Source organism: Psychrobacillus sp. FSL K6-2836 (assembly GCF_038003085.1).
In the GTDB taxonomy this organism is placed as follows: domain Bacteria; phylum Bacillota; class Bacilli; order Bacillales_A; family Planococcaceae; genus Psychrobacillus.
Genome location: NZ_JBBOOM010000001.1, coordinates 3,174,440 through 3,187,620 on the forward strand (window position 1 = coordinate 3,174,440; position 13,181 = coordinate 3,187,620).

General features: G+C 36.8%; 13 protein-coding genes and 1 riboswitch. Of the genes, 6 read left to right on the plus strand and 7 right to left on the minus strand.

Annotated features, from left to right (window positions below; genetic code table 11):
• Positions 1-2: 2 nt before the first annotated feature.
• Positions 3-1,232 carry an aminopeptidase gene (locus MKY37_RS15135; RefSeq protein ID WP_340778464.1) on the plus strand — a complete coding sequence of 410 codons (1,230 nt, stop codon included), beginning with the start codon at positions 3-5 and terminating at the stop codon, positions 1,230-1,232.
• 13 nt (positions 1,233-1,245) lie between these two features.
• Positions 1,246-2,115, plus strand: coding sequence for an SGNH/GDSL hydrolase family protein (locus MKY37_RS15140; RefSeq protein ID WP_340778466.1), 870 nt, complete (start codon positions 1,246-1,248; stop codon positions 2,113-2,115).
• 332 nt (positions 2,116-2,447) lie between these two features.
• Here the strand turns inward: MKY37_RS15140 and MKY37_RS15150 are convergent, their stop codons facing one another.
• Positions 2,448-2,780: a DUF4870 domain-containing protein gene (locus tag MKY37_RS15150; protein WP_340779954.1), complete on the minus strand. Its 333-nt coding sequence runs from the start codon at positions 2,778-2,780 to the stop codon at positions 2,448-2,450.
• Positions 2,781-2,801: 21 nt separating this feature from the next.
• Positions 2,802-3,878 carry a M20 family metallopeptidase gene (locus MKY37_RS15155; RefSeq protein WP_340778471.1) on the minus strand — a complete coding sequence of 359 codons (1,077 nt, stop codon included), beginning with the start codon at positions 3,876-3,878 and terminating at the stop codon, positions 2,802-2,804.
• Between the two features lie 106 nt (positions 3,879-3,984).
• Positions 3,985-4,076, plus strand: a riboswitch (TPP riboswitch).
• Between the two features lie 63 nt (positions 4,077-4,139).
• Between MKY37_RS15155 and thiT the strand changes: the two genes are divergently transcribed.
• Both thiT and map read left to right on the plus strand, forming a co-directional pair.
• A complete protein-coding gene (gene thiT, locus MKY37_RS15160) occupies positions 4,140-4,721 on the plus strand; it encodes an energy-coupled thiamine transporter ThiT (protein ID WP_340778473.1) in 582 nt (193 codons plus the stop codon).
• 47 nt (positions 4,722-4,768) lie between these two features.
• Complete coding sequence (gene map, locus MKY37_RS15165) at positions 4,769-5,518, plus strand: type I methionyl aminopeptidase (RefSeq protein ID WP_340778475.1); 750 nt, start codon at positions 4,769-4,771, stop codon at positions 5,516-5,518.
• 28 nt (positions 5,519-5,546) lie between these two features.
• Here map and MKY37_RS15170 read toward each other — a convergent pair whose 3' ends face one another.
• Positions 5,547-6,272 carry a tryptophan-rich sensory protein gene (locus MKY37_RS15170; protein WP_340778477.1) on the minus strand — a complete coding sequence of 242 codons (726 nt, stop codon included), beginning with the start codon at positions 6,270-6,272 and terminating at the stop codon, positions 5,547-5,549.
• Between the two features lie 157 nt (positions 6,273-6,429).
• Between MKY37_RS15170 and MKY37_RS15175 the strand changes: the two genes are divergently transcribed.
• Positions 6,430-8,232, plus strand: coding sequence for a M3 family oligoendopeptidase (locus MKY37_RS15175; RefSeq protein WP_340778478.1), 1,803 nt, complete (start codon positions 6,430-6,432; stop codon positions 8,230-8,232).
• A gap of 6 nt (positions 8,233-8,238) precedes the next feature.
• A complete protein-coding gene (locus MKY37_RS15180; protein WP_340778480.1) occupies positions 8,239-8,784 on the plus strand; it encodes a GNAT family N-acetyltransferase in 546 nt (181 codons plus the stop codon).
• Between the two features lie 312 nt (positions 8,785-9,096).
• On the opposite strand, the gene MKY37_RS15185 is transcribed toward MKY37_RS15180, so the two are convergent.
• The 4 genes from MKY37_RS15185 to MKY37_RS15200 form a co-directional block, all read right to left on the minus strand.
• Complete coding sequence (locus MKY37_RS15185; RefSeq protein ID WP_340778481.1) at positions 9,097-9,666, minus strand: beta-class carbonic anhydrase; 570 nt, start codon at positions 9,664-9,666, stop codon at positions 9,097-9,099.
• 720 nt (positions 9,667-10,386) lie between these two features.
• Positions 10,387-11,394, minus strand: a complete 1,008-nt coding sequence (gene mreBH / locus MKY37_RS15190) for a rod-share determining protein MreBH (RefSeq protein WP_340778485.1) — start codon at positions 11,392-11,394, stop codon at positions 10,387-10,389.
• A gap of 255 nt (positions 11,395-11,649) precedes the next feature.
• Complete coding sequence (locus MKY37_RS15195; RefSeq protein WP_340778487.1) at positions 11,650-11,784, minus strand: hypothetical protein; 135 nt, start codon at positions 11,782-11,784, stop codon at positions 11,650-11,652.
• 91 nt (positions 11,785-11,875) lie between these two features.
• Positions 11,876-13,108: an aminopeptidase gene (locus tag MKY37_RS15200; RefSeq protein WP_340778489.1), complete on the minus strand. Its 1,233-nt coding sequence runs from the start codon at positions 13,106-13,108 to the stop codon at positions 11,876-11,878.
• Positions 13,109-13,181 lie beyond the last annotated feature (73 nt).

Below are 13,181 nucleotides of genomic sequence, written 5' to 3' on the forward strand. Positions count from 1 at the left end.
AGATGGATTTTCAACAAAAGCTTGAAGAATATGCTGAATTAGTAGTAAAAGTGGGTCTGAACATTCAGCCTAACCAACCACTTCTTATAAATACGACGACGGACACAATTGAATTTACACGTTTAATAGTGAAAAAGGCGTATGAAGCAGGTGCGAAACGAGTAGACGTAAATTATACAGATGAAGTAAGTGCACGTGCATTTTATGATTTTGCTCCAGATGATGCCTTCCATGAATTCCCGAAATGGGCTGCTATGCAGCGTGATGAGCTAATCGAAAATAAAGGCGCATTATTATGGATTGATGCAGATAATCCTGACCTATTAGAAGGCGTTTCGATTGATCGTATTTCAAGCTTTCAAAAGGCAAGTGGCAAAGCGTTAGAAAACTATCGTAAAGCAGTGATGAATGATGTTATTACATGGTCAATCGTTGCAATGCCTTCAGAAAAATGGGCTGCTAAGGTATTTCCAGACCTGAAGCCTGAGCAACAAATGCAGGCATTATGGGATTTAATATTCCAAGTTGTGCGTATAGGTGAAGGAACAGCTGTTCAAAAATGGAAAGAACATATTGATAACCTCGAAAGTAGAGCAACACTATTAAATAATAAACGCTTCAAAAAGCTGCACTATAAATCAGAAGGAACAGATATTCAAGTCGAGCTTCCGAAAGAACATATTTGGATGTCAGGAGCAAGTAAAAATGGTCAAAACGTTCCGTTCATAGCGAATATGCCAACAGAGGAAGTATATACTGCACCACTCAAAACAGGTGTAAATGGCTACGTAAAAAATACAAAGCCTTTTGTCTATCAGGGGAATATAATAGATGATTTTACTTTAACCTTTGAAAATGGCAAGATTATTTCCATTACAGCGTCAACCGGTGAGAAGCTATTGCAAGAGCTAATTGGAACAGATGAAGGAGCAAAATACTTAGGCGAGATTGCTTTGGTACCACATGAATCACCTATTTCTGCTTCGAATGTATTATTCTTTAATACATTATTTGATGAAAATGCCTCCAACCATTTCGCTATTGGGGAAGCATATCCTACATGTGTTGAGGGTGCTCGTGGTTTAAATAAAAGTGAACTAGAGGACATTGGTATTAACACATCAATAGTTCATGAAGACTTTATGATTGGTAGCGGAGACATGGATATTATGGGTGAATTAGTAGATGGAACAATGGAGCCTATATTTACAAAAGGTACTTGGGCTTTTTAAGGAGTTGATAGGCTTGAAGAAATGGCTTTGCACTTTAATCATTCTATTTATTTCATTTGGATCTATCACGGTAGATGCCAAGGGAACAGAAGTGTATATTGCGCTTGGAGATTCCTTAGCAGCCGGTCAAACACCGAATCGAGCTATAGATACTGGTTATACAGATTTAATAGCACAGAAGCTAACTAGGACTGGGCAGCTTGCTTATTATACGAAAGCATTGGCTTACCCGGGTTATACAACTGCGGATGTGCTTGCTAAGGTTAAGACGGATGAAGCAAAGGAAACGTTGAAGAACGCTACGTTAGTTACTATATCAGCAGGAGCTAATGATTTGCTACAAATGGTGCAAGTCAATTCAACAAGTGGTTCCATTGCCTATCAGCAAATCCCAGCTGATTTTGCGTTAAATAATGTTCGAAAAAACATAGAGCAAATTATTACAGAAGTACAGGCAACAGCACCAAAAGCAAAAATTTATGTAATGGGCTATTATTTTGCCTATCCTCATGTGAGAGCGTCCCAAAAGGAAGGTATTAAGAAAGAGTTAGACCGATTGCATACCATTTTAAAAACGCAGTCGGAGATTAATGGGGCGACATATGTATCCGTAGAGGAATCGTTCGGTGTAAACGCTACAACTCTTTTACCAAATCCTGCAGATGTGCATCCAACGATGGAAGGATATCGTGTTATGGCGAATGCATTCTTTAAGCAATATAACAATGGGATATTTGTGACACAAAGTGAGTTGCCAGCACCAAATCCAATTACTTTTGAGCAAATTTTGAATGCAACTAATGATCAGATGAAGTCTCCTGTGGCAAGATCAAAAGGAATGGATAATTACTATTCGTTAACAGAAATGAAGCCATTAATATAGCTTAGGCACTACTAATGTATAGTTGCGCATAAGCATTTGGAAGTTGCTCAAACGAGGTAGATGTTGCGGATAATCAGACAAATGTTGCGCATACATGTCGAAACATTGCGCAAAGTATAATGCACAACAACAAAAAGCTGTCCCCGAATCAGGAGGACAGCTTTTTAGCGTGCAGTTTTTTTAGATTTTATTACTTTTCGTATAATGGGATAAACAATTGGGGCCCATTTAATAGCTGTTTTGACTAAGTTTTTTACTTTCATCGTAATCGCTCCTTGGCTTTCGATCTTAATAATTATGTACCCTCAAAAGCCTATACTCAAACGTTCACTTTAACGCAAAACTTTAATACCTTGGACGATATTCCAAATCATTACTATTACATAAACGAGCATATAGACAGCGATAAGTATGAGCGGTCCTGCTGCCATCCATAACGAAGGTTGTTCATTAAATCCTGAAGTAATAGGGAGAAAGCTTGTAAAAACGCTTATGAATAAAATTACTAACAAAATAACAGGGATGATATGAGAGATTAATGATTTTTTTGCATGATATTTAACCTCAGAATCCTGCGATATAAAATAAACGATAATGGGCAATAAAAAGGGTGCAAACAATACACTAAAATAGGAAAGTGCTGATAAAATTCTAGGATTATCCAGTCTACTCAACCTCCTTCTTTTTTACGAAATACTTTTATTTATAACTAAGGAAACTAAAATATTTTTGAAGGTTTCCGTAGAGGAAATAGATACATATTCTTTTTCACCATGCCAATCTCCGCCACTTGGTCCAAACTCAATGGCACCTGCTCCAGTTTCCGCATAGAATCGAGCATCTGCAGCTCCATGCTGTCCAAATAATACAGCAGGTTTTCCTATAAACTGTGATGTGACATAAGCAATGCGTTGTATATATGGGTTGATAGCTTTCGTTGTTACTGCAGGAGCAGTCGTTTGAATCTTTAGTTCACTATTGGGAAATTCCCCTGCCAACTTTGTAAGATCTGCGATAATACTCTGCATATCCTGTCCAGGAACGAAACGAAGATCATAGCTTATTATGCAATTGTCAGGTACAACGTTATAGCGTTCGCCTGCTTGTATTTTTGCCAAGTTTAAGGAAGGATAATCATAGAACTCATTGCTTGCAGTTAAAAAAGAAAGCGTGCGGAGCTGTTGGTCAAAGAGAAAGGCTTGTTCAATAGCATTTTTTCCTTCCCATGGACGGCTTCCATGGCTAGATTTCCCCTTGAGTATGACATCAAATTGAATAATTCCTTTTGCCTGTAAGCCAATCTTTAGGTGGGTAGGCTCACCACATATAACAAAGTCACCAGTATATCCTTGATCTACTAAAAATTTTGATGTCTCACCGTCTGTTTCCTCATCCGTTACAATATGTAATTGAATTTTTTTAGTTAGATTTTTAGGTTCTTTAGATAGCTCATAAAAGGCTTGCATCATCGCAGCAACTCCTGCTTTCATATCAGCAGTTCCGCGACCATATAATAAATCTCCTTCTATAAATGGCTCGAACTGCTCTGGGTTCCCCGGAACAACATCTACATGACCGTTCCAAATCATACATTCATCACCATCTCCAATTACTGCCACAAGCATCAGTTTTTCCTCATGCTTTAAGACGGTAGTAGTAATCCCTCGTTCCTCAAGCCAATTTTCACAGAATAATAAAGCATTATTTGCGCCTTCGATTGTATCGCTTTTGATACGTACCAAATCCTTTAATAAGGTAATCATGTATACATCCCCTTTTGCATATAGTATTTTTACAAGTATAACAAATGAACAAAAGAAGGTTGCATTACTTATTTTATTCAGCTACAATGAATTCGAACTAAATAATTCAAACCACAAGGGGCGCCGGTGATTCGGCTGAGATAGTACCCTTCGAACCTGTAAGTTAATGCTTGCGTAGGGATGTGGATGGAAACTGACAATCGCGCGATGTCTGGGTCTATCCCAGGGGTCGTTTTTTTGTGGTCAAAAAAGGGGATTGTTATGAAAAATAAACGAGTATTAATATTAATGGAAATAGCTATTTTTGCGGCGCTAGGATATGTTTTAGATATGATTGGCTTTGGAATGCCACAAGGTGGATCCGTAACATTCGTTCTTGTACCTGTTATTCTAATGGCCTTTCGTCGTGGCGTTGTTGCGGGACTTGCTACTGGCTTTTTAATAGGTGTATTACAAGTAGTGACAGGTCGTTTTTATGCAGCCCCACTATCATTTGAAATAGTTATTGCACAGGTAGCAATCGATTATTTCATCGCCTTTATGGTTGCAGGATTCGCAGGCTTTCTAAGACCTGCATTTATACAAGCATTTGAACAAAAGGATAAAGTGAAAATGATTACAGCAGTTGTCATTGGTGCATTCATCGCTGGCTTTCTTCGCTATTTAGCACATGTGACTTCAGGTATTCTATTTTTTGGAGAATTTGCTGGTGATCAAAACGTGATTTTGTATTCTTTAATCTATAATTCTACTTATATGATTCCAGTATTTTTAATAGCTGCTTTTATTTGTTCTGTTTTATTTGTTAAAGCTCCGCGCCTAGCACTGCCGAATTCTCACTAAATATGATATGATTAGAATACATTTAGTGAAGAAGGGATCTTGTTAAGATGATTGTACAAACTGACGAAGAGTTAGTAGCATTAAAAAAAATAGGTCGTATTGTTGCAGAAATTCGTGATGTGATGAAAGCTGCAACTAAACCTGGGATTACAACGAAAGAACTGGACGAAATCGGTGGCAAGCTATTTAAAGACCATGGTGCTATTTCTGGACCAATGGGTGAATATGATTTCCCAGGATATACTTGTATCAGTGTTAATGAGGAAGTAGCACATGGAATGCCAGGCTCTCGTGTTATTCAAGATGGCGATATCGTGAATATCGATGTTTCTGGATCACTTGATGGTTACTTTGCAGATACTGGGATTTCTTTTGTTGTTGGTGAGGGATATGAAGAAAAAGAAAAGTTATGTGCAGTAGCTGAGAGTGCATTTGATCGTGCGATGCTAAAAGTTAAGGCTGGTTCTCGTTTAAATCAAATCGGGAAAGCCGTAGCAAGAGAAGCGAAAGATAATGGCTTACATGTTATTATGAACCTAACTGGACATGGTATTGGGAAATCATTACATGAAGCTCCTCAGCATGTACTGAATTATTACGATGCATGGGATCCTACGATATTAAAAGAGGGAATGGTTTTAGCTGTAGAACCGTTTATTTCTGAGAAAGCAGAACATATTGTGGAATCCGGTGATGGTTGGACATTTGTGACTCCTGATAAATCGTTAGTAGCACAGATTGAGCATACGATTGTTGTGACAAAAGGTGCTCCTATTTTATTAACTAAATTAGATTAAAACAAAACAAAACGCCTTCGAAATTTTACTATTTCGAAGGCGTTTTATTTAAGAAGAATATTCCTACAATCAGTACACAACTTAAAAAAAGTGAGGCTGCGGTTAGGAGTAGTTGACTAAAGTTATGTTGAATTGCTACTCCGATGAAAGTCCAGATAAAAACAACCGACATAAGACGGTCGAAATAATGATAACGAAAATGAAGAGCTATGGCTGTCGCAATGGTTAAGAAGATAACTCCCCAAAGCGATTTTGTCATACCAAATCCATCGAATTCATAAAACGTTAGGAGATAAGATAGATTTGTGAAGAAACTGATAAATGTCCAACCTAAAAGGAAGGAAATTGGCAAACGATTCTTTCGATTAATATCATCTAAAGGATAGGTTAAATACAATTTAAACAAGCAGCTTAGTAAGACAGTGAGAATACCAAAAGCATATCCAAACAGTTCGTAATGCCAACTAAATATGCACAAAATATATAAAATAGAGGCTACACCATATAATAGAATGCGCTTCGTAGGTATTGGACGAGAAAATTTGTAGTCCTTCATAATATTCCAAATCCACCAAGCTAATAATATAAAAATAACAACCCATATGTAAAATACATAATTTGCTGGAGTAAAAAATACAGGAAGTCTATGGAATATTTCGCCACTAGTTTGACCATTTATGGGAAGTAAATTAGATAGTAATTTAACGATTACAGTAGATATAAAAAATAACATTAAAAGGATTATTTTTAACATTCAGCTGCCTCCTTCTATTTAATAAGTATACCTTTGATATATAGCAACAACAAATTAGAATTATGAATGTTATGTGACGAAAATCAAACAATCTGCATTAGAAAAACATGATATACTAGAATTCTAAAATAATTGTCAATATAGGAGGAATATTTAGATGATTGAACAAACTTATCCGGTTGTTTGGGATCTTGATCGCTTTTTTGAAGGGGGTAGTAGCTCACCATCTTTAAGAAGCCATTTGGATGAAGTAAAAGGAAAGCTGAGCGGCTTTGAAACTAAACTAAAAAACTTTGAATCTCCGGTATCTATTGCTGATGTTTCGAAAATCGAGCAAATGATTAATGAGTTAAAAGATATAGCAACCAATTTATCAGAAGGTGGAGCAGTAATAGGTTGTTTTTTAGCACAGGATACAACAGATAAGCATGCGGCATTATTACAGGGGGAGGTAGGATCGCTATATGCTAAGTTTTCTTCCCAAATGCTAACCATCCAACAAGTGCTAAGTAAAACGGAGGAAACAGTGTGGGAGAAGCTACTGCAAACTGCTGAGCTTTCTCCATTTGCATTTGTATTAAATGAATGGAGAGATGAAGCAAAGCGGATGCTCTCTGAAAAAGAGGAAGACATGATTACGACACTTGGAGTGGATGGTTATCATTCATGGGGACAGCTTTATGATTTACTAGTTGGTGATATTCGCATTAAGCTTACAATAGACGGTGAACAAAAAGAAATGTCGGTTGGCCAAGCAAATAATCTAAGTTCTCACGAGGATGCCACGATTCGTAAAGAGTCATTTGAAGCACTAGAAGCTGCTTGGACAGATAAAGAAGAATTCTTTGCAAAAACACTGAATCATATAGCAGGGTTCCGTCTTGCTATTTACGAAAAAAGAGGATGGAATTCCGTTTTAGAAGAGCCTCTCCAGATTAATCGCATGAAAGAAGAAACACTAAATGCAATGTGGGGTGCTATCTCGAAAAATAAAGCTCCATTCGTAGAATACTTAAATAAAAAATCGGCAATGCTAGGCGAAAAACAAATGCATTGGTATGACTTAGACGCACCAGTTAGTACTTCTACGGAGAAAATGGATTATCAACAAGGCGCAGAGTTTATCTTAAAGCATTTTAAAGAATTTGGACCAAAATTAGAATCATTTTCAAGAAATGCATTTGAAAAGGGTTGGATTGAGGCAGAGGATCGTCCAAACAAACGACCAGGAGGATTTTGTACAGGTATGCCTGTATCGGAGGAATCTCGTATTTTCATGACATATAGTGGATCAATGTCCAATGTTTCTACATTAGCTCATGAATTAGGTCATGCCTTCCATTCATATGCTTTAAGACCGGTACATTGGATGAATCGTCAATATGCAATGGGGGTTGCTGAAACTGCCTCCACATTTGCAGAAATGATTGTAGCAGACGCTGCTGTAAAAGAAGCAAAAACAGATGAAGAAAAAATTGCTTTACTTGAAGATAAAATCCAACGTAGTGTAGCATTTTTCATGAATATCCATGCTAGGTTCTTATTTGAAACTAGATTTTATGAGGAGCGAAAAAATGGAATCGTATCTGCAGCTCGATTAAGTGCTTTAATGGAGACAGCTCAACAAGAAGCATATGGCGATGCATTAGATACAACTCATCCACACTTTTGGGCATCTAAATTACATTTTTATATTACAGAAGTACCATTTTACAACTTCCCGTACACATTTGGTTACTTATTCTCTTTAAGTATTTATGCAAAAGCTATAAGCGAAGGGGCAAACTTTGAGGAAAAATATATTGCTTTATTGCAAGATACTGCAGTAATGTCAGTAGAAGATTTAGCGATAAAGCATTTAAATGAAGATATTACTCAGGAATCATTTTGGATAAAGGGGATTGATCTTTGTATTCAAGACGTGAATGAGTTTATCCAATTAACTAACGCAAAAGGGTGAAGGTGTTTGATTTATCTAGAAGGAGATACATGTTATTTACGAACAATGAATATAAAAGATGCACCAGCCCTAGCGGATCTGACTTATCGCAATAAGGTGTATTGGTCTGTTTATGAACCGTTACATCGAGATGATTATTACACGACTTCTGTTCAACGAGAGAAAATTCGAGAATCTCTCACGTTATCGAAGGAAAAAAGAGAATATAGCTTCGGTATTTTTGAGCATCAGACAGAAAGAATGATTGGCAGTGTATCGCTATACAGTATTAAAAGAATGCCTTTTTCAAGTGGGCTTATTGGTTATTCTATGGATGAGCTTTATATTGGAAAAGGAATTGCTTCTGAAGCAGTACATCTAGTTACAATATTTGGTTTTGAGCATGTCCAATTAAATCGTATCGAAGCATATGTATCTCCGCGGAATAATGGCAGTATAAAAGTCTTAGAAAAAAACGGTTTCATGCAAGAGGGTCTACTAAGAAAGTTGCTCTATATCAATGGTAAATGGCAAGATCATTTTATATATGCATCCTTAACTGACGAACATTGAAAGAGTAAGAATATACTTGATAAACTAAAAGAGGCTGGGACAGAACCCAAAAACAGCATTTTTCTCAGTGAGAAAAATGCTGTTTTTTTGCTATGCACAAAATTGATTTCCATTCCAGGGACGCTTTCCACGGGCGTGGCCTGAGCCTGTAGTCTCAGGTGTCACGCTATTCCCGTAGGAGTCGCCCCTACATTTCAATCAATTTTATTAAATATCCACTAATAAGTAAAGTTTTCTCCTTATCCAATAAAATTGCTACTTCTGTCCCAGTCTCTTCTTTATACTATTCCTGTCGATTTCCCGGGAAATAATTTAGTTTTTGTCGACATTACCATCTGTCAATAAATCAAGTCGACCAGTTTCTGGATCAATAATCAGACCATGAACCGGAATTGTTGGAAGCATAAGCGGGTGATTTCGAATCATTTCAACACTATGTAAAACACTACTTTCTACGTTGGAAAAACCTTCCAACCATTTTTCTAAGTTCACTCCAGAATTTTTGAGGATATCTAATACAAGAGGGTCCACTCCTCGAGTAATCATTTTATCCATAATTTTATCGGTTTCGATAGCACTCATTCCACAATCATGATGACCAATTACATAAATCTCATCAGCCTTTAGCTCATAAACAGCTACGATAAGGCTGCGCATAATTCCGCCAAATGGATGGTTGATGATTGCTCCAGCACTTTTAACAATTTTCACATCACCATTTTTAATATTCATGGATTTTGGGAGCATTTCTGTTAACCTTGTATCCATGCAAGTTAAGATAACAATTCGTTTATTTGGAAATTTTGTAGTTAAAAATGGTTCGTATAGTTTGTTTTCCACAAAGTCATCATTGTACTTTAAAATCTCTTGAAGGCTTGGCATTGTATTCCCCCTTTATGTTGTAATTATATTTTATAGGAAATGAAAGATAATTGCTTTACTTAATACTTGTGCCTGTCAAAACAAGACTTCAAAAGGATGAAGAAGAGGGAAGCTTTTGATGCACCTAGCTTTACTCAAGAGACTATGGTGATCATCCTTGAAAGAAGCGCACATCCGTACCGTATAACAGGTATCTATAAAGAGTGATTACAACTTCCCAACCATATACTTGCACTCATCGGGATTTTACTTGCTCTACTCAAAAAGTAACTTGCTGATATCTATCCTTTACTTGCGTTTAAAGACAATTCACTTGCTATGTAGAAATTTCATCCATAAATAAGTGCGATTCTCTACCAACTCGACTAGAGCTTTGGATATAATTTATATTACTGTATAGAGATTCGTTTCTTTCTAAATAAGTGTCATACATCATGGGTACTTATCGTACAATTTAATCTTATTAATGTATAAAGAGCAATAGAGTTGTTCACCACAGTGGACAACTCTATTGCATTTATATTAGAAAATTTTATTAGAAAGAGAAATAAACCCCACTAATTGTAGTTTCACTTTATCCCGCATTAACGGGCAGTAAGACTTTCGCTTTAAGGCTTACCGAAGTAACGAAGAGTCAGTGGGAGCTAACTGCCCGTAAAAGCCCTATTGGTTCAACTAACAATCAGGGGGGGAAGAATCTCCCCAGATTGTAGTTTCACTTTATCTTGCTAGTTTTTGTTTTCTGTCTGATATAAAAAAGGATTTTCCTGTACCAATAGCCACAGACTGTAATGGCTCTGGTGCAAGATGAACCGGTACTTCAATGACCTGAGTCAACCACTCGGAAATGTCTTTTAGTAATGCCCCACCACCGGTTAATATTACTCCGTGGTCGACTATATCTCCCGCAAGTTCAGGTGGGCAGGTTTCTAAAGTAGCACGAATTGCTTCTAAAATTGTTTCCAACGATTCTGTTAAAACACCTTGAATTTGAGTAGATGATAGGTGAATAGTCTTTGGTAATCCACTCACAACATCTCTTCCTGTAACTTGCATTTGTTCTACTGCGTGAGGCAATAAAGCATGTCCAATAGTCATCTTTATAATCTCAGCTGTAGGTTCGCCAATGATGACATTATACTCTTTTCGAACAAAGTGAATAATTGCTTCATCCATACGATCTCCAGCGGCTTTTACTGTATTAGATGCTACAACTCCACCGAAAGAAATTATACCTACTTCTGTAGTACCTCCACCAATGTCCACAATCATACTAGCTACTGGCTCGTCGACTGGTAGACCGGCACCGATTGCAGCAGCAACGGGCTCTTCCATTAACTGAACGTCCTTTGCGCCACTTTGTCTTACCGCATCTTGTATAGCTCTTCGTTCAACAGAAGTTGCACCAGATGGAGTACATACAACTACAGTCGGTTTTCTCAATGAAGTACCAAGTTTTTTTCCTGCTTTTTGCATGATTAGTTTCAATAATTGTGTTGTAATATCAAAATCAGCAATTACCCCATCCTTCAAAGGACGTATTACCTCAATTGAAGTGGGTGTTTTACCAATCATTTTTTTTGCTTCTTCGCCGAAAGCAACGATTTCACGAGTTTTAGTATTAACTGCTACTACTGTAGGTTCATCTATTAATAAGCCTTTGCTTTTTGTATAAACTAACGTATTTGCTGTACCTAAATCTATTCCAATATGTGAGTTTGAAAACATTTGTCTTCCTCCTATTCCAATCATACTTAGTAAGTATAATAGATAAACAGGGTCTTGCCATTTGTAACATAATGGAAGTTTACATATATTTCAGAGGTTTTTAGGTCATTTGAAATAGGAAAGACAGAAAAAATGAATGAATAGTAATGCTTTGTCATCTAAATGTAATAGATTTGTAGTTGATTTGAGAAGAAAAAGAGAAGAGATAACATATAAAAAAACAACCGTCAGCTTACTCGACGGTTGTTTTGTGAGTTATTGAAAAGGTTTTGGATCTATTGTAGTTGAATCTTTTGAATTCATACCTTTTCCAAAGTAATGTAAAATCACATAGCCTACGATTCCCATAATTGCAGTAAAACCAAGCACTGTAACTGTGTATAAAGCCATTTTATAACACCTCACTTGTTTTCTTGTACTTATTATAACGTAAAAATGAAAGAATTGTAACTAGAAATATATAGAATTTAAGTTAACAATATTAAAATGCCCAGTTTCCATTGCGGAATATTGGCTCTGAAGTTCCATCTTCTTTAATACCGTCGATATCCATTTTTTCTGAACCAATCATGAAATCTACATGCGTAATACTTTCGTTTAAGCCATTTTCTGCTAATTCTTCGGGACTCATTTTCTTGCCGCCTTCTATACAGAAAGCATATGCACTACCGATTGCTAAGTGATTAGAAGCGTTTTCGTCAAATAATGTGTTATAAAATAATAGATTCGAGTTAGAGATTGGTGAGTCATGTGGTACTAATGCTACTTCACCTAAATAGTGTGACCCTTCGTCCGTAGCAACTAAGTTCTCAAGCACCTCTTGACCTTGTTCAGCATCTATTTTTACAATACGTCCATTTTCAAATGTGATAGTGAAGTTATCAATAATATTCCCACCGTAGCTTAATGGCTTAGTACTTGCTACATAACCGTTAACGCCCGTTTTTAGTGGAACAGAGAATACTTCCTCCGTTGGCATGTTAGCCATGAAAGAAAATCCTTTTTCGTTAGTACTACCAGCTCCACACCATAAATGTCCTTTTGGTAATTCGATTGTTAAGTCTGTACCCGGAGCTGTATAATGAAGTTTTTTATAATTTTTGTCGTTTAAATAATCTACCTTTGTATGTAAAAGGTTATCATGTTCAATCCATGCTTCTGTAGGATTTGCAACATCAGCACGAACTGCTTGGAAGATTGCCTCCCATAGTGCAGGTACTTGTTCCTCCTCTGGTAAGTCAGGGAACACTTTTTTTGCCCAATCTGTAGATGGAGATGCAATGACTGACCAACTAATTTTATCCGATTGTACATATTGACGATATTTACTTAATGCTTGACCAGCAGCCTTTTGGAACGCTGCGATTCTAGAAGAATCCATGCCTTTTAAAAGGTCTGGGCTTTGGCTTACAACACTTATAAATGCAGCGCCACCTTCGGCTAATAATTCTTTTTCTTGCGCTTTCCAAGAAGGGAAGAAATCAAATGAGTCTCCCGGTGCAAGCTCATAGCGTAAGCGTGTGATTTCATCATCTGTAAAGTCTACGAATACTTGTTTAGCTCCGGCTACATATGCTTTCTTTGTTATCAATCGAACTAATTCCACGCTATCAGTGGAAGCGGCAATAAATAAATTTTGTCCTGATTGAATATTCACTCCTACTTCTACAACAAGTGAAGCGTAGTTTTCTAATTTTGTATTAAAAGATGTCATATGGATACTTCCTTTCTATTATTATCTCCATAGTATCAGTTATGGGCTTGCATTATCAATATTCAAATAAGTC

Excerpts from the sequence above, each read along its gene's own strand:
- MKY37_RS15195 (WP_340778487.1), bottom strand. The coding sequence starts at position 11,784 with ATGGCTTTATACACAGTTACAGTGCTTGGTTTTACTGCAATTATGGGA.
- MKY37_RS15170 (WP_340778477.1), bottom strand. The coding sequence starts at position 6,272 with ATGTTAAAAATAATCCTTTTAATGTTATTTTTTATATCTACTGTAATC.
- MKY37_RS15135 (WP_340778464.1), top strand. The coding sequence starts at position 3 with ATGGATTTTCAACAAAAGCTTGAAGAATATGCTGAATTAGTAGTAAAA.
- MKY37_RS15155 (WP_340778471.1), bottom strand. The coding sequence starts at position 3,878 with ATGATTACCTTATTAAAGGATTTGGTACGTATCAAAAGCGATACAATC.
- map (WP_340778475.1), top strand. The coding sequence starts at position 4,769 with ATGATTGTACAAACTGACGAAGAGTTAGTAGCATTAAAAAAAATAGGT.
- MKY37_RS15185 (WP_340778481.1), bottom strand. The coding sequence starts at position 9,666 with ATGCCAAGCCTTCAAGAGATTTTAAAGTACAATGATGACTTTGTGGAA.
- thiT (WP_340778473.1), top strand. The coding sequence starts at position 4,140 with ATGAAAAATAAACGAGTATTAATATTAATGGAAATAGCTATTTTTGCG.
- mreBH (WP_340778485.1), bottom strand. The coding sequence starts at position 11,394 with ATGTTTTCAAACTCACATATTGGAATAGATTTAGGTACAGCAAATACG.
- MKY37_RS15175 (WP_340778478.1), top strand. The coding sequence starts at position 6,430 with ATGATTGAACAAACTTATCCGGTTGTTTGGGATCTTGATCGCTTTTTT.
- MKY37_RS15200 (WP_340778489.1), bottom strand. The coding sequence starts at position 13,108 with ATGACATCTTTTAATACAAAATTAGAAAACTACGCTTCACTTGTTGTA.